Raw genomic sequence first — 15,077 nt, forward strand, 5'->3', positions numbered from 1 at the left:
AGACAGTACTGGTTTGAAAAAGAAGAAATCTAACCTCCATTACAATCAAATAATCGCAGTATACTTAAGCATATCTTCTAACAGTAATTTGTTTTTCTCTGTGATTTCAGCCCTTCTAGGAATTACCGGATAAGAATCGGCTGCGTCCTGCCAATTTGCCGGAAGGGCTACGGGAGCTTCCTTTTGCCATTTTTTCAGCCACTTTTCAGGAAGGGGACCTTTACAGCAGCTTCCTGTTTTCATCACATTCCACACCTGTCCCCACGCACGTGGCACAACACGCCACATGTCGTATCCGCCGCCGCTGACAGCAAGCCATCTTCCATCACAATACGTATCTGCAATTTCAGCGGCAAGCAAAGGGATTCTCTCATATATCTTCATGGTGCCGCACAAATGTGTTAAAGGATCAAGAAAATGGCTGTCCGCTCCATTTTGTGTCACAATAATATCTGGTTTGAAGAACGCAGCAATTTTCCGTAAAGCTGTTTCATATAATTCTAAGAAAGAATCATCCTCTGTAAAAGCATCAATAGGTAAATTAAAACTATAGCCGTGTCCGCCTTTGATTCCTCTTTCATTTACGTTTCCCGTACCTGGAAAAAGGTAACGGCCTGTTTCATGTATAGAAAAGGTGCATACATTCGGATCATCATAAAAACCAGCCTGCACGCCGTCCCCGTGATGTGCGTCTGTATCTACATAAAGCACTTTCAAATCCTCCTGTTCCCGCAAGTATTTAATAGCAATCGCGCAATCATTATAAATACAGAACCCGGAGGCTTTACGTGGAAATCCATGATGAAGTCCGCCGCCAATATTGGTTATTTTTTTATAATCTCCGTTTAATATTTTATCAATAGCAGTGAGACTGCCTCCAACTAATGCAGAAGAAGCTTGATGCATATTTGGAAAAATAGGTGTATCTTCTGTTCCTATGCCATACTCCTGTGCCCGATCTGCTATTAAATCTCCGCTGCCGGCTCTTTTAACCGCTTCAATATAGGTTGTATCATGAAAAAGAGCAATCTCTTCATCTGATGCAACCCGAGGTACAATGAAATCCTCTGCTGTTAAGGTAGCCTGCTCTTCCAGCAGTTCCTTCGTCAGTAAGGTCCTCTTGTGATTAAAAGGGTGATCTTCTGAGAATTGATAGTTTAAAAAATTAGAAGTATAAATAAAACCTGCCTGCTTCGTCATTTCTTTGGCTCCATAATATTATTTGGCCAGAGCAGGGTATAGCCGGCATCTCGAAGGTCATTGATAATAGGCATCGGATTTAACGTTTTAACACGGAAGACAAGTATTTTATAGTCAGGATCCTTATAAGGATAAAGCAATACGGAAACAATATTTACATTATGGTTGCCGAATACACTTGCCACCTTTGGCAGCTGTCCAGGCAGATCAGGTACTTTTACTTCAATAAGGGAGCTTTGTTCATGTGTTCCGGTCAATTGAATCAATTTATAGAGCATATCTTTTTCGGTTACGACACCAACCAGTTTGTTTTGGCTGACAACCGGTAAACAGGCAATCTCTTTGTCATAAAAAATATAAGCAATTTCTTCGACAAAATCCATGGGATGAATCGTTATCACCGGACTCGTCATAATGGTCTGAATCTCTTTGTTAAGAATATGAAAATCACTTGTATCCAAAAAAGTGGATGGGCTTGCATCTCTTACGTCGCGGTCAGAAACAATACCGAGCACCTGCATCGCTTCATCTACAATCGTGATATGTCTGATTTTATGCTTTTCTAACAGCTGCAATGCTTCATTGATTGTTGCATTCGGTGGAAGCGTTATCATATTCCTGTTCATTAATTCTTCAACTAGCATAGTAGAATCCCCCTTCAGTTATATCTCTGTTAATAATGATTCGGACCTAAAAAACGCAATTTATCAAATCGTTCAATGGATTTTTGCGGCACATTACTTCCTATACGGACCATCAAACAGTTAGCCGGATGAGAGTTTATCTCCGGTTCATCTGTAGGAGCTGGAAGAAGCCCTCCCGCTGCCATCATCTTTTCCATCACTTTCCGATAATCCCAGATACTTAATTGACTGTAATCAAGATCCCAATGCCAATAATATTCTGTAGAAATGACAATATAATTTTCCATGTAAGGGTCCTTCATGGATTGCCGGAGCAGTGTAGACCCGACGCCTCCGCCCCGATATTTCCGGATAATCTCAATTGCGCCTAATTCAATTAAATCCTCCATATTGAACTTGGACCATCTTTCCAATGGATCAGGATGCAGGTAAGTCACATAGCCGATAATGGTATCTGTTGTACGTGCAATGATAATTCTGGACTCTTCCAGCTCTGCGATGTCTAAAAGTGCTTCAAATTGTTTGTCAGCAGGCCGGAATGCAGTTAATTCTTCATGAAAATGATATTGTTCTAACTGGGAGCGTGAAACAGGACCTTCGATTGTCAGCAGACCTGCCTCTGTTTCTAAAAGGATTGAATCAAATTCCTTTATGTGTTTCATCCATCCACCACCTTTATGAGATACAAAATGCTCTTACCATCCATTATACAGAAAATCGCAGCATTTTTTTAGTATTTTTTGATAATTGTTAGGAAGCTTATGGTATGTAATAAAAAACTTCACTCTATAAGCGGATATCCCTTGCTTGATAGAGTGAAGTTTTATTAAAAATATATATCATTTGTTAATCGTCATCATCACCGTCATCGTCTGAGCTGGATGAGGACATACTGACTGGTATGCCAATTCTCAGCCATTTATCTGTTTCTGTTCGAGGATAGAGCATGGAAAAGTCATCCATATCATCATAACCATTTTCTCTCAGCCAGTCAGGGTTGAACATAATCCCGTTGCTTCTGCTGAATGACCTGCCGTCGTCATCTGATTCTAAAACGCGTCTGCTGCCTCTGGTTAAGCTATTGTCCTCTTCTGTCGGCACATGACGGGAATCAAATAAGTCTGTTTTAACCAGACCTACATCTTCACATAAATCGGATGGAAGCATTCCTGAAACGGCGCAGTAGCTTCTTTCTACAATGCCGTCCGGACGTTCAAACGTTGATTCCGGTGTTACCAGGACAGGGTCTACCTGCGCGGCGGCATTAATAACCTCCGCCCACAACTTCATATTCCGCTGACTGTATGTCAGATGATACTCATGATTGATGGGAGCAGGCGTTTCATAGCCAATCCAAGTTCCAAAGGTAATATTTGGATTAGTTGCTACAAACCAGGCGTCATGATAATCCTGAGATGTTCCTGTTTTTCCAGCCCAGTCGACATTTGTGTTTTGAAGCTGGGAATTCACGAAATTACCTGTCCCGTTATCAATCACATCCCGCATCATATCGACTGTCAGGTAAGCTGTTTCAGGTGAAAATACTTCTACTGGATCCGTTTCATGCTCATAAATCACATCGCCTTCAGCGTTTGTGATTCTATCAATCATATAAGCATCTGCAAACTTCCCGTTATTGCCAAAGGTGGAGAAAGCATTGACGTTTTCTTCTACTGATATACCATGGTCCATTCCGCCAATAGAAAGAGATGGCTGAACATGATCACCAGGCGTTAATGAAGTGATGCCCATCTTTTCCAAATATTCAGCAGCAGGGTCATTATTGATTATTTCCATATACACGGCGGCAGCAGGAATATTATAGGAATTGGCCAGCGCTGTACGGGCAGAGACAAGGCCATAATTTCCTCCTCCATAGTTACGCGGAGGCCATCCACCAGCAAATGTCCTAGGATAGTCTGCAATCGGTGTTCCCGGCTGAATAACGCCTTCTTCCATCGCCGGCGCATAATCAAGCAAAGGCTTGATGGTACTGCCGATAGAGCGTCTTGTATCCGTAGCGAAATTTACCTGGTGATCTTCATCAAAACCGCGTCCGCCGATAAATGAAATTATTTTGCCGGTGTTATTTTCAACCATTATCGCACCAGTCTGGATTTCCTGTGTTACTTCATATTCTTCCCCATCACTGTTTGTAGCGGTAAACGTTCTGGCATATCCATAGTCTGAATAATTGTCTGCTGCTTCTTCCATGGCGTCGTACATTTCTTTATTAATCGTCGTATGGATTTGATAGCCGCCGTCACGTAATTCTCTTTCTGTACGCTCCGCATATTCAGCTCGTAAATCGTCATCTTCTGCCAAATCTTTCTCAGTCACGCCGTCTTCTTCCATTAATAAACCTTGAATAATATCCTTGGTTCTTTTCTCTACTTCATAAGTGACATATGGATATTCGTCTGTAGAAGAAGGGATCGCATCAATAAAATCGCTGGCAATATCATAATTGGCAGCTTCTTCGAGTTCTTCATCTGAAATAAAATTCATATCATGCATGCGATTTAAAACTGTTCTCATCCGGCTGATTCCAGCTTGCAATTCTTCTTCAGACTTTCGCGCACCTTCCGCTGTAAATGGTGTGTAGGAAGAAGGACCTTGCGGAAGGCCGGCCAGATATGCAGCCTGCGGAAGTGTTAATTCAGATGCCTCTACACCGAAAATACCTTTAGATGCTGTCTGTATACCTGCAATATTACGGCCGGATGAATTTCTGCCATAAGGAATAATATTTAAATAAGCTTCGATGATTTCATCTTTTGTAAAATAATTTTCCAGCCGCATTGCTAATAATATTTCTTTGGCTTTCCGGTCAAAGGACACTTCGTCTGTTAGAATTTGATTCTTAATCAGCTGCTGTGTCAGTGTGCTTCCTCCTGTTTGGACAGAGGAATTTAGAAATTCCTGTGCCGTCGCTCTTAAGATCGCTTTTGGCACCACACCGTTATGCTCGTGAAAATACTCGTCCTCTGTTGCGATAACCGCATCAATCAATGTAGGTGAGATATCGTCAAGTGCTACTTCTTCCCGATATAAATCACTTCGGATATCTCCCAGGTAGACATCGTTAGCGAAATAAATACTGGATGTCTCAGAATAATTGTAAATATCATCTGCCATAGATGCTTCACTTCGTAATGGTTCGTCATAAACCAGGGAGGCAAAGTACCCAAGTCCGATTCCGCCGGCAAAAATCCCGCCGATGCCGATAATCACAATGACAAATAATACAATATTCCAAACAACGTCGTATGTAACTCGTGATGTCTGCTGGAGAATACCTTTTTTCCACCAGTCTTTAACAGTATTAAAAAAACGTTGCAGTTTTTCTTTCATAATAGACATTAGACCTCCTATTTCAACATTTATTATAACATAGTGAAAATACAGTTTGGTAGTAAGACGGAAAAAGGCTTGCATAGAAGAACTATTTATGCTATGAATAGTATCATGTGAATTTAATTTTTTATGAAAGAAACATGGAAGGATCGAAGTAGCAACGTGAATCCCTGTCTTAGAGAACTGACGGATGGTGCGAGTCAGTATATATTCACTTGCGAATTACAATCTGGAGTTTTTCTTTTTATTATTCGCGTCATGGAGGCTGATAATAAGAAGAACGGTGACAACCATCGTTAACAAACCTTAAGCGGCTATTTTATAATAGCAACAAGGGTGGTACCGCGAATCCAACTCGTCCCTTTCTTACCAGAGAGGAGGCGGGTTTTTTTATTTACCTTAAAAAGGATGTCCCAAAAGCGGGGAGCAGCTGGCATTGTCAGTAAAAAGAAAATACAAATAAGCAGGAGGAAATAATATGAATATTTTACAGGATTTAGAAAACAGAGGGTTAGTAAATCAAGTAACAGATCGGGATGGATTAGAAAAGCATCTTGAAAATAATCAGGTAACCTTATACTGCGGCTTTGACCCGACAGCGGACAGCTTGCATATCGGACATTTAGTCCCTTTAACGATGCTGCGCCGGTTTCAGCGGGCTGGTCATAAACCGATTGCCTTAGTCGGAGGGGGAACCGGGATGATTGGTGATCCAAGCGGCCGTTCAAGTGAACGCAGCTTGAATACCGAAGAGGTTGTTTTTGGTTTTACGGAAAGCATTCAAAAGCAAATTGCCAAAATTGTAGATATGGATGATACCTCCAGCGATAATCAAGTTGTCTCCCGCAACAACCACGATTGGCTGGGAAATATGACAATCATTGATTTCCTTCGCGGAGCAGGAAAGCATTTTGGGATTAATTACATGCTGTCTAAGGATTCGGTTGCTGCAAGACTTGCACAAGGAATTACCTTTACCGAATTCAGTTACATGATTCTGCAATCACTAGACTTTTTACGGTTATACGAAGAAGAAAATTGTACATTGCAAATTGGCGGAAGTGATCAGTGGGGGAATATCACAGCAGGGTTAGAGCTTATCCGCCGTTCCAGAGAGAACCAAGGAGAAACTGCTGAAGCATTTGGCTTAACTGTTCCTTTAATCACAACAGCAGATGGAACAAAATTCGGAAAAACCGCCGGGAATGCCGTGTGGTTAGATGCTGAAAAAACATCTCCATATGAATTTTACCAGTTTTGGATCAATGCTGATGATCGTGATGTGATTCGTTTTATCAAATACTTTACTTTCCTGTCAGATGAGGAAATTGCAGAGCTGGAAAAAGAAGTAGAAACACAGCCGGAAAAACGGGTGGCACAGCGCCGTCTGGCAGAAGAAATGACACGCAGCATCCATGACCAGGCTGCTTTGGATCAGGCGCAGCGAATTTCTGCAGCATTATTCAGCGGAGATATCAAACAATTAAAAGCAGATGAAGTAGAACAAGCGTTTAAGGATGTTCCCAATCATGATACGGGGAAAGAACCTTCCAGCTTAATCGATTTATTAGTGGATGCTTCTATCTCTTCATCGAAGCGGCAGGCAAGAGAAGATGTGAAAAATGGGGCTATCTACATTAACGGAGAACGTGTTCAGGATTTGGATTACGTGGTAGATGAAGCGGACCGTTTAGGGGATGCTTTCACGGTTATCCGCAGAGGAAAGAAAAAATATTTCTTGATTCGTTTTCAATAATAGGAAGAAAAAAATAGATTTGACGCTATGATAACGTCAAATCTATTTTTTCTCCCCATGTGCTGTATGCAGGGAAGTATATATTTTATTTGTTGTAGAAGAATAAAGCCAACGTCCCGGGGCCTGAATGTGCGCCAATCACAGATCCAACCATTTCAATAATAATATTTTCTTCTTTGACATGAAACGTATCCTGAATCATTCTGGAAAGCTCCTGTGCACGAGGTAAATCATCACCATGGCTGATTCCAATGGTTTGATTTTGGAAATTGCTGCCCCGCTTTTCCATGACCTCTATCATGCGCTTCAGCACTTTCTTCGTTCCGCGAATTTTTTCTAAAGGAATAAGCTTTCCTCCGTCGACATGCAGAAGAGGTTTGATATTCAATAAGCCGCCGACAAAGGCAGCGGTTTTACTGACACGGCCGCCGCGATATAAATACTCTAAATTGTCCACAGTAAATATATGCTCCATCTGTGCGGCGTTTTTGGCGGTTTGCTGAATGATTTCATCAAAAGAGATATCCTTTTGAGCCATTTTAGCTGCTTCCAGTACGACTAGACCGAGGCCCAGTGAAGCACATTTGGAATCAATAATGTGCAGCTTTGCTTCAGGATATTTCTCTTTAATTTCTTGTTCAACCATTTTTGCAGCTTGGCAGGTTCCGGATAATTCCGATGAAAAAGCGATATAGAGTAGAGGCTTGCCTGCTTCCGCATAAGAAGTGAAGATTTCTTTAAATTGGTTTGCTGATGCCTGCGATGTTTTTGGTGTCTGTCCTTCCCGCATTGCATCATAGATTGTCTTCGGTTTAATATCGACACTGTCCCGATAATCTTTTGATTCAAGATGAACAGTTAAAGGTATCATTTCAATACTATATTCGTTATAATAATGTTCGGATAAATCACATGCGCTGTCTGCCAGAATGGTGATTGCCATTTTAATCACATCCGTTTCTATTTAAATAAGATTTAATTATAAGTTTACGTTTAATTGAATATTTAGTCAAAAATTTAATAAAGGAGGCTGTTTTGTGTTTTATATTGAAGCTAAGAGGATAAGTATAGTAATACTTGGAGCATTATTAAATGCTGCATCTTTAAACTTCTTTCTTATCGGTGCAAATGTCTATGCCAGTGGATTTACGGGAGCGGCTCAGCTATTATCCAGTATTTTTAATGATTTCTTAGGAATCGGCCTATCCACAGGTATTTTATTAGCTCTTTTAAATATTCCAGTTTTGATTTTAGGATGGTTAAAGGTAGGAAAGGGATTTACTGTTTATAGTGTCATATCAGTATTTTTCTCCACATTATTCTTAGAAATTTTACCGCTTGTTTCTATCTCGAATGATATCATTTTAAATGCTGTATTTGGCGGTGTTATCGCAGGAGTCGGTGTTGGTATCACATTAAAAGCAGGTGCTTCTACAGGCGGTATGGATATTGTGGCAATGATATTATCCCGTCTGAAAGATAAACCCATTGGCAACTACTTTTTAATTATGAATTCCATGATTATTGTTATTGCAGGTGTTTTGTATGAACCTGAAAATGCTTTATACACTATGCTGACGCTTTATGTGACAACCCGTGTGATCGACACCATTCATACACGCTATGAAAAGGTTACCGCGTTTATTGTTACTAAGAAAACGGACGAGCTGCAGAAAGCCATCCATGATACGATGGTTCGCGGGATTACGATTTTGCCTGCAAAGGGAGCGTATACGAAAACAGATAAAAGTCTCATGTATCTTGTTGTGACAAGATATGAATTATATGATTTAGAAAGAATTATCAATGAAGTAGATCCAGAAGCATTTACAAATATTGTAGAAACTGCTGGAGTATATGGGTTCTTTAGAAAAGATTAAAAAGGTGTGTATATGTATGAAACGTTGGTATGCTGTTATTACTGTGCTCGTACTATTGGCAGGCTGTGGGAATAGAGATGGGGAAGTCATTGAGCCGAGTGCTCCGGAGGAAAATAATGAAACGACAGGCACCGTAATGTTCCAGGAAATTGACATTACAGCAGATGGAGAACAATTCCATATCGTTGGTCAGGTAAGAACAGAAGGAAATGCTTTTTTCTATCGAATTGAACAGGATGGAGAAACCATTCAAGAGGAAACAACGGTAGACTTGGAAGAAGCAGATGCAGGTTCTTTTCAAAGCTTTCAAATCATGGAGACATTCTCCGAAGATACGCTTAGTCATGAGGAGCCTCCATTCGTCGTGATGTATGGAAAAGATGAAGATGATAATGAGATTAACGCAAATTATGTACCGATAGATACAGAAGAATAAGCTGTTTTTTGCCAGTATTATTTAAAATCCCCGGATTCGCTAGACCATAAGCGGTTCCGGGGATTTATAAGATAACAAGAAAGAGGCCGGGGAGCTCCCGGCCTCTTTCTTAATAGCCGAATTTAACAAATATTTCTTCTACCTTGGGATTAATATTCTCCCAGTCAGCGTCAAAATGTTTGTTGACCGTAATAAAATTTTGATAGCCAAATACGTTATCAACATCTTCCAGTTTCATTAATTCATTTAAAATTTCATGCTCGCTAACATCACCGGGCATAACAGAAATACTGTTTGTCCCAGAAAAAATAACACTATCTGATGTGTATTTCATTGCATTTGGATTTGGTGTCGGGGAAATATGTACTGCCATATGAGTACCTCCTCATTTAATTGTTCGTAAGTTTATATTAACAGAAAATCGAAAAGAGATAAAGAAAAGGAAGGCTGCATATGTTTTATCTGCAGACTCCCTTCTTAATAACCATTACACAAGGCTGTTATTCTTATTAAGATTTAAATATTCTTCTAAAAATATGCTGATACCGTCTTCTTCATTCGTTAAGGTCTGATGTTTGGATACAGAGACAAGGTCGTCAATCGCATTTCCCATAGAAACACCGACACCGGCATAATCAATCATTTCTAAATCATTGTCCTCGTCGCCAAAAGCAATAATATTTTCACGGGCAATGTGATATTCGTCAGCAATGTGCTTAAGCCCGACTGCTTTATTCATTCCTTTTTTGATAATTTCAATGATATTCCATGGAGCGCCCCATTTACGATGTTCAATGACTTCCGCATGATAATCATTTAAATGATTTCGCAGCTCCTCTACCTGCGAAGCGTTAGGATGAATAAGAACAGAAGTCGGATCATATTTTAATTTAGATTTAATGTCGCCGATAATATATGGTGATTGCTCGGGGAAATCTTGAAAGATAGTCATAATATCTTCACTGTATTGATCTAAATAAACCTGGTCTTGCACTTCAGCTAATATATTTTTTACTTCGACTTCGTTGGAAACATCAATAATCCGATGTGCGGTAGTCAGGGGCATTGGCGTGTGAATACCTTTCCAGCTGGTATCCAGAGGATGGTGTACAAGTGCTCCATTGAAGTTTACCATCGGTGTTTTTAATTGGAGTTCCTGATAGTATTGAATACTGGCACGGCCGGGTCTTCCGGTGGCAATAACAACCACGTGGCCATCTTCTATTGCTTGAGATATCGCCTGTTTATTTCGAATACTGATTTTCTTATTATCTGTCAATAACGTACCATCTAAATCCAATGCGATTAAGTGCCTGTTTTTATTTTCCATTCTGTCACCTCTCATTTGATTTTTATGTTACCATGATTTGAAAATATGTAAAGTAAAGAAAAATTAAACAAAAGCTGCATTGTTTGCGAAAGATATTACAAAAACTTTACAATAGAGATAGTACGTTGATAAGTGAAAGGAAGCGTGTCAGAAATGATAGGAATATATCAGGAACCAATCGAGGGAATACCTTGCTTGCATGTTGTCGATCAAAAGTATGCTGGCGGGGAACGGCCGACGGTTATTTATTACCATGGTTTTACAAGCGCGAAGGAGCAAAATTTGCCGATAGCCTACATGCTTGCTGAGAAAGGATTTCGGGTGCTTCTACCGGAAGCGCTGCACCATGGGGAAAGAAACAGCGGTTTATCAGATGATAAACGGCAGCTCGCTTTTTTTGAAATCGTGTTAAAAAATATTCGTGAATTGGATATTATCCGGAAATACTTATTAGAAAATAAGCTTTTAAAAGAAAATGCATTAGGTGTAGCTGGAACCAGCATGGGAGGAATTACAACAAGTGCTGCGCTTGTCAAATATTCCTGGGTCAATGCAGCGGCTGTTATGATGGGTACCCCTAAACTGCAAGCATATGCGCACCAATTACTGCAGTATGCTGAAAAGAATGGGAAGACACCATTTACACAAGAAGATTTGGATGATTTGTTTGAACAGCTGGCTGAATTAGATTTGTCTGCCCACGTGGAATCACTTCACGAACGTCCGTTAATGTTCTGGCATGGGGAAAATGATAAAGTAGTTCCTTATGAACAATCGCACTCCTTTTACCAAACAGTCAAGCAGGCTTATAAAAAGAAAGACCATCTGCAATTTATTGGCGAAAAAGGCAGGGAGCATAAAGTTAGTGTGCCGGCAATGCACCACGCTGCAGAGTGGTTTGAGCGGCATCTGTTGTAAAATGATTTAATTACATGTTAAAGTATGATTTAATAGAAACAAGGGAAAGGAGGATGACACGTATGGATGAAGCGATGAAAGAGAATCTAATGGGTGCATTAGAAAACGTTATTGATCCGGAACTAGGTATTGATATTGTCAATCTTGGTTTAATATATGATGTAGATTTGGATGATGATGGCTTGTGTGTAGTTACGATGACATTGACTGCAATGGGATGTCCTTTATCTGCGCATATTGAGGCAGATATCAAGCATGCTTTATCAGATATTCCAGAAGTAAAAGAAACAAAAACAAATATTGTTTGGGATCCGCCTTGGGGTAAAGATAAGATGTCCCGCTATGCGAAGATTGCCTTAGGTATTCCAGATTGATAAAAGAGAGCAGAATATAAACAAAGGCATCCGTCTAAAAAGAATGGATGCCTTTGTTTATATTTGGAGATTATTATAAGAAAATCAATACAAGAATACCGACGATGACACAGTAGTATGCGAAATACTCAAGTTTTCCGTGCCGCATCACGTTCATAAACCATTTAAGTGCAAAATAGCTGGCAATGAAGGACGTAATGAATGCTACCAGATAAGGTGCCCATAGATAACTCATTGCCGGGTCACTGGCGATTTCAGGTATTTCAAGAATACCTGTACCAAGACTTACCGGAATATAGAGCAGGAAAGAAAATCGTAAAGCTGTTTCCTTTTTCATGCCGACAAGCATCGAAGCAACGATAGTTGCACCGGATCTGCTGATTCCCGGCGTGACAGCAATCGATTGAACCAAGCCGACAATGATAGCATCTTTTGTTGATAAATCTCCATCCTGTTTGCGTCCTCTGAGATTACGGATAATCCAAAGAGCAAGAGCGGTGATTAATAAAGTTATCCCGACTACATTCGTTCCACTCAGCGTTTCGCCAAGTGCATCTCCGAATAACACGCCGATAATCCCGACAGGAATGGTTGCGATGACGAGATAAACAACAAACATAAAGTCACTTTTGACCGTTTTATCTCCTTTGAATAAGAACTTCCATGTACTGACGATTAAACGTATAATATCTTTGCGGTAAATCAGCATTACAGCCAGTAGAGAAGCGAAGTTAACAAAGATTTCAAAAGAAAGCCCTCTTGCTTCAATATTAAACAGCTCTCTGACAATGATTAAGTGTCCGCTGGAGGATACCGGTATTGGTTCGGTAACTCCTTGTACGATACCAAGAACAAAATACTGGATCAGTGTCCATAAATTACTTAAAGCGTCCATGTTTTTATACCTTCCTTTATTTTTTCTTCTCTGATTGTACAGTTATTTCTTAAAATGAACAAAGCAGAACTACAATCAATTTTGTCCATTCCAATTTATTAGCCTGTCCTTATATGTAAATATGCTAAAAATGATAAGCATAGAACGTTTTCTTTAATAAAAGGCATTTTAGAAATATAGAAACCCCTTGCCGCATAGAATAAGACAAGGGGTTTTACCTACTTAGTGTCTTCTTTCAAAACCAGACCAGCTAAAGCAAAAACGAATATAGAAAAAATACCCGCTACAATCAGTGCATCACGAACAATAAATGGTGCTGCGCCCATGCTTGTCAATACATAAGAGACTGCTAAAGAAATAGCTACAGCCCAAAAAATAGTTGCTATAAAACGCATAAGTCCACCTCACTTTACTACCTTATCTAAGCGTACCATAAATACTATTTTAACATGAAAAGCTTTTTGTTGCTGTAAAGAATTTAAAAAAATCATGAAAATTAATGGTTCTTTACCTGAATATGACTATAAAGGAGTGTTTTCCTTGCGAGTATTCGTTACTCCCCACAATCATTGGATTGGCTACCATATAGTAACAGAGTTATTAGATGCGGGCTGCCAAGTCGATGGAAAGCGGGATAATCAAATCGATTCTGGACTGGAAGATTTTTTTGGAAGGAACAGTCATTTTCAAGAAACGGGTCAAGTGATAAGTCCATATGATTTGGCAATTGTCATTAATCATCATTCCGATATAACGGATTTGCCGCAGTATACTAAAAAGATATTGCATATATATACCGATGCAAACGGACATAAGATATCAAATTATGCAGACACAACAGTGATTTCCGCTCCCTATCTTATTGGGGAAGGAATGGAAATGAACGAAAATGGATTGATTGCAGACGGCAGACTGCTTTCTTTTGCAGATAAAGAATGGCAAAACAAAGCGATTTATATCAAAGATTTTTTAAATGTATTGATGCAATGGATAAAAATGACCCATTTGCCAAAATTAATAGAGATTATCTCTGTTAACGATAACTTAACAAACACAAAAGTTGAAAAAAAGCAGGTTCTGCTGGAAAATAGAGATATAGATGAAGTAATAAAAACAATACAAACATTTAATAAGCGACTTCGGTAATGAAATGGGTGTGCTAAGTTGAAATATATCTACTATCCAACAATCCTTCTGTTTTTGATTTGTACATTGTCTGCCTGCTCTTATTTTGAGACGGGTCAAATACAAAATGTCGGGTTTATAACGGATTCAGAAATAGATAATAACCCTTGGACAGAGCAAGGATATCAGGCCATGGAGGAGATTGGTGAAAAATATGATGTAGATGTTTATTATAAAGAAAATATACAAACGATGCATGATATGCAGGAAGCTGTTGACCAATTTGTTCAAGATGGTGTGAATTTGATTTACGGGCACAGTAATATTTATGGAGAATATTTTATGTCATTGGCAGAAAGTTATCCAGATGTTCATTTTGTTTACGTGAATGGAGGAGAGTCCGGAGAAAATGTAACCTCTCTTAATTTTAATGGGCATGCCATGGGATTTTTTGCTGGTATGGTTGCTGGAAATATGACAGAAAGCCAGCAGATAGGGATTATTGCGGCAAATGCTTGGCAGCCGGAAATTGAAGGATTCTTTGAAGGGGTCAATTATGTAAACAATGAGGCAGAGATAAAATTCAATTATACAAATGATTGGAATAACGTGGAACTGGCGTTGAAAAATTATAATGCCATGCAGCAAGAAGGTGCAGATGTTGTGTATCCGATTGGAGATGCTTTCAGTGAAGCTGTCTTGAAAGAGGCAGAAGAGGATAATCTTTATGGAATCGGATATATGATGGATCAAATGGAAGTTGCGCCGGATGCCGTATTAACAAGCACGATTCAACATGTTGGAGAGTTATATCAAGCAGCAGCAGACGAATTTAACCAGCAGGAGCTGGAAGGAAAAATTTATACCTATGATTTTAAAGATGGTTTTATATCACTTGGTGAATTTCAATCCGCTGTCCCCGATGAGGTAAGACTTCAAGTAGAGGAAGACATCGAAGCGTACATTGAAACAGGTTTATTGCCAAATGAATATTGAGCGGCGAAGCAGTAATTAAAAAATATAATAAATCAAAAAAGAAATTGGATAGCCTGGTTATGAAGAAGGGGTAAAATTGTAACTTGCTATCCAATTCATTTTATCTTAAAATTAGTATCAAGTCATAATGTTTGATATTAATGTTATTATAGAAGGGGAGCGCGGT

The 15,077-nt window shown here is 39.4% G+C and carries 16 protein-coding genes and 1 other annotated feature; of the genes, 7 read left to right on the top strand and 9 right to left on the bottom strand.

The genetic code is table 11. From position 1 onward, the window contains the following. Positions 1-45: 45 nt before the first annotated feature. The 4 genes from ACW0TQ_RS15270 to ACW0TQ_RS15285 form a co-directional block, all read right to left on the bottom strand. Positions 46-1,200 (bottom strand): acetoin utilization protein AcuC, encoded by a 1,155-nt coding sequence (locus ACW0TQ_RS15270; protein WP_042535496.1) that lies wholly within the window; start codon positions 1,198-1,200, stop codon positions 46-48. Then, positions 1,197-1,844 carry an acetoin utilization AcuB family protein gene (locus ACW0TQ_RS15275; RefSeq protein ID WP_212929567.1) on the bottom strand — a complete coding sequence of 216 codons (648 nt, stop codon included), beginning with the start codon at positions 1,842-1,844 and terminating at the stop codon, positions 1,197-1,199. The genes ACW0TQ_RS15270 and ACW0TQ_RS15275 overlap by 4 nt, the downstream gene beginning before the upstream one ends. A 29-nt stretch (positions 1,845-1,873) precedes the next feature. Next, the gene (locus ACW0TQ_RS15280) at positions 1,874-2,506 is read right to left on the bottom strand and encodes a GNAT family N-acetyltransferase (RefSeq protein WP_042535494.1); all 633 of its coding nucleotides are present in this window, start codon (positions 2,504-2,506) and stop codon (positions 1,874-1,876) included. A gap of 184 nt (positions 2,507-2,690) precedes the next feature. After that, positions 2,691-5,207 (bottom strand): transglycosylase domain-containing protein, encoded by a 2,517-nt coding sequence (locus ACW0TQ_RS15285; protein WP_226895001.1) that lies wholly within the window; start codon positions 5,205-5,207, stop codon positions 2,691-2,693. A gap of 126 nt (positions 5,208-5,333) precedes the next feature. Continuing rightward, positions 5,334-5,567, top strand: a binding site (T-box leader). Between the two features lie 112 nt (positions 5,568-5,679). Here ACW0TQ_RS15285 and tyrS point away from each other — a divergent pair. Then, positions 5,680-6,957, top strand: a complete 1,278-nt coding sequence (gene tyrS, locus ACW0TQ_RS15290; RefSeq protein ID WP_042535493.1) for a tyrosine--tRNA ligase — start codon at positions 5,680-5,682, stop codon at positions 6,955-6,957. 85 nt (positions 6,958-7,042) lie between these two features. On the opposite strand, the gene ACW0TQ_RS15295 is transcribed toward tyrS, so the two are convergent. Further along, positions 7,043-7,900: a DegV family protein gene (locus tag ACW0TQ_RS15295; protein ID WP_042535492.1), complete on the bottom strand. Its 858-nt coding sequence runs from the start codon at positions 7,898-7,900 to the stop codon at positions 7,043-7,045. 94 nt (positions 7,901-7,994) lie between these two features. Between ACW0TQ_RS15295 and ACW0TQ_RS15300 the strand changes: the two genes are divergently transcribed. Next, positions 7,995-8,837: a YitT family protein gene (locus ACW0TQ_RS15300; RefSeq protein ID WP_332093798.1), complete on the top strand. Its 843-nt coding sequence runs from the start codon at positions 7,995-7,997 to the stop codon at positions 8,835-8,837. A gap of 16 nt (positions 8,838-8,853) precedes the next feature. After that, the gene (locus ACW0TQ_RS15305; RefSeq protein ID WP_368901666.1) at positions 8,854-9,273 is read left to right on the top strand and encodes a hypothetical protein; all 420 of its coding nucleotides are present in this window, start codon (positions 8,854-8,856) and stop codon (positions 9,271-9,273) included. 109 nt (positions 9,274-9,382) lie between these two features. Here ACW0TQ_RS15305 and ACW0TQ_RS15310 read toward each other — a convergent pair whose 3' ends face one another. Next, complete coding sequence (locus ACW0TQ_RS15310; RefSeq protein ID WP_042535487.1) at positions 9,383-9,646, bottom strand: NifU N-terminal domain-containing protein; 264 nt, start codon at positions 9,644-9,646, stop codon at positions 9,383-9,385. A 114-nt stretch (positions 9,647-9,760) separates the two neighbouring features. Then, positions 9,761-10,603 (bottom strand): Cof-type HAD-IIB family hydrolase, encoded by an 843-nt coding sequence (locus ACW0TQ_RS15315; RefSeq protein ID WP_368901667.1) that lies wholly within the window; start codon positions 10,601-10,603, stop codon positions 9,761-9,763. A gap of 153 nt (positions 10,604-10,756) precedes the next feature. Here ACW0TQ_RS15315 and yjfP point away from each other — a divergent pair, with 153 nt between their 5' ends. Together yjfP and ACW0TQ_RS15325 are read left to right on the top strand one after the other, a co-directional pair. Next, positions 10,757-11,521, top strand: coding sequence for an esterase (gene yjfP / locus ACW0TQ_RS15320; protein ID WP_042535483.1), 765 nt, complete (start codon positions 10,757-10,759; stop codon positions 11,519-11,521). A gap of 62 nt (positions 11,522-11,583) precedes the next feature. After that, the gene (locus ACW0TQ_RS15325; protein WP_040979684.1) at positions 11,584-11,895 is read left to right on the top strand and encodes a metal-sulfur cluster assembly factor; all 312 of its coding nucleotides are present in this window, start codon (positions 11,584-11,586) and stop codon (positions 11,893-11,895) included. Between the two features lie 73 nt (positions 11,896-11,968). Here ACW0TQ_RS15325 and ACW0TQ_RS15330 read toward each other — a convergent pair whose 3' ends face one another. Then, on the bottom strand, positions 11,969-12,790 hold the full coding sequence (locus ACW0TQ_RS15330; RefSeq protein WP_042535481.1) for an undecaprenyl-diphosphate phosphatase: 822 nt from the start codon (positions 12,788-12,790) through the stop codon (positions 11,969-11,971). Positions 12,791-13,008: 218 nt separating this feature from the next. Further along, positions 13,009-13,185: a DUF2929 family protein gene (locus tag ACW0TQ_RS15335; RefSeq protein WP_084613006.1), complete on the bottom strand. Its 177-nt coding sequence runs from the start codon at positions 13,183-13,185 to the stop codon at positions 13,009-13,011. 145 nt (positions 13,186-13,330) lie between these two features. Here ACW0TQ_RS15335 and ACW0TQ_RS15340 point away from each other — a divergent pair, with 145 nt between their 5' ends. After that, positions 13,331-13,936: a hypothetical protein gene (locus tag ACW0TQ_RS15340; RefSeq protein ID WP_042535479.1), complete on the top strand. Its 606-nt coding sequence runs from the start codon at positions 13,331-13,333 to the stop codon at positions 13,934-13,936. A gap of 18 nt (positions 13,937-13,954) precedes the next feature. After that, complete coding sequence (locus ACW0TQ_RS15345; protein WP_256704913.1) at positions 13,955-14,911, top strand: BMP family ABC transporter substrate-binding protein; 957 nt, start codon at positions 13,955-13,957, stop codon at positions 14,909-14,911. Positions 14,912-15,077: the final 166 nt, after the last annotated feature.

Source organism: Oceanobacillus sp. M60 (assembly GCF_053839645.1).

Excerpts from the sequence above, each read along its gene's own strand:
- ACW0TQ_RS15270 (WP_042535496.1), bottom strand. The coding sequence starts at position 1,200 with ATGACGAAGCAGGCAGGTTTTATTTATACTTCTAATTTTTTAAACTAT.
- ACW0TQ_RS15275 (WP_212929567.1), bottom strand. The coding sequence starts at position 1,844 with ATGCTAGTTGAAGAATTAATGAACAGGAATATGATAACGCTTCCACCG.
- ACW0TQ_RS15280 (WP_042535494.1), bottom strand. The coding sequence starts at position 2,506 with ATGAAACACATAAAGGAATTTGATTCAATCCTTTTAGAAACAGAGGCA.
- ACW0TQ_RS15285 (WP_226895001.1), bottom strand. The coding sequence starts at position 5,207 with ATGTCTATTATGAAAGAAAAACTGCAACGTTTTTTTAATACTGTTAAA.
- tyrS (WP_042535493.1), top strand. The coding sequence starts at position 5,680 with ATGAATATTTTACAGGATTTAGAAAACAGAGGGTTAGTAAATCAAGTA.
- ACW0TQ_RS15295 (WP_042535492.1), bottom strand. The coding sequence starts at position 7,900 with ATGGCAATCACCATTCTGGCAGACAGCGCATGTGATTTATCCGAACAT.
- ACW0TQ_RS15305 (WP_368901666.1), top strand. The coding sequence starts at position 8,854 with ATGAAACGTTGGTATGCTGTTATTACTGTGCTCGTACTATTGGCAGGC.
- ACW0TQ_RS15310 (WP_042535487.1), bottom strand. The coding sequence starts at position 9,646 with ATGGCAGTACATATTTCCCCGACACCAAATCCAAATGCAATGAAATAC.
- ACW0TQ_RS15315 (WP_368901667.1), bottom strand. The coding sequence starts at position 10,603 with ATGGAAAATAAAAACAGGCACTTAATCGCATTGGATTTAGATGGTACG.
- yjfP (WP_042535483.1), top strand. The coding sequence starts at position 10,757 with ATGATAGGAATATATCAGGAACCAATCGAGGGAATACCTTGCTTGCAT.
- ACW0TQ_RS15325 (WP_040979684.1), top strand. The coding sequence starts at position 11,584 with ATGGATGAAGCGATGAAAGAGAATCTAATGGGTGCATTAGAAAACGTT.
- ACW0TQ_RS15330 (WP_042535481.1), bottom strand. The coding sequence starts at position 12,790 with ATGGACGCTTTAAGTAATTTATGGACACTGATCCAGTATTTTGTTCTT.
- ACW0TQ_RS15335 (WP_084613006.1), bottom strand. The coding sequence starts at position 13,185 with ATGCGTTTTATAGCAACTATTTTTTGGGCTGTAGCTATTTCTTTAGCA.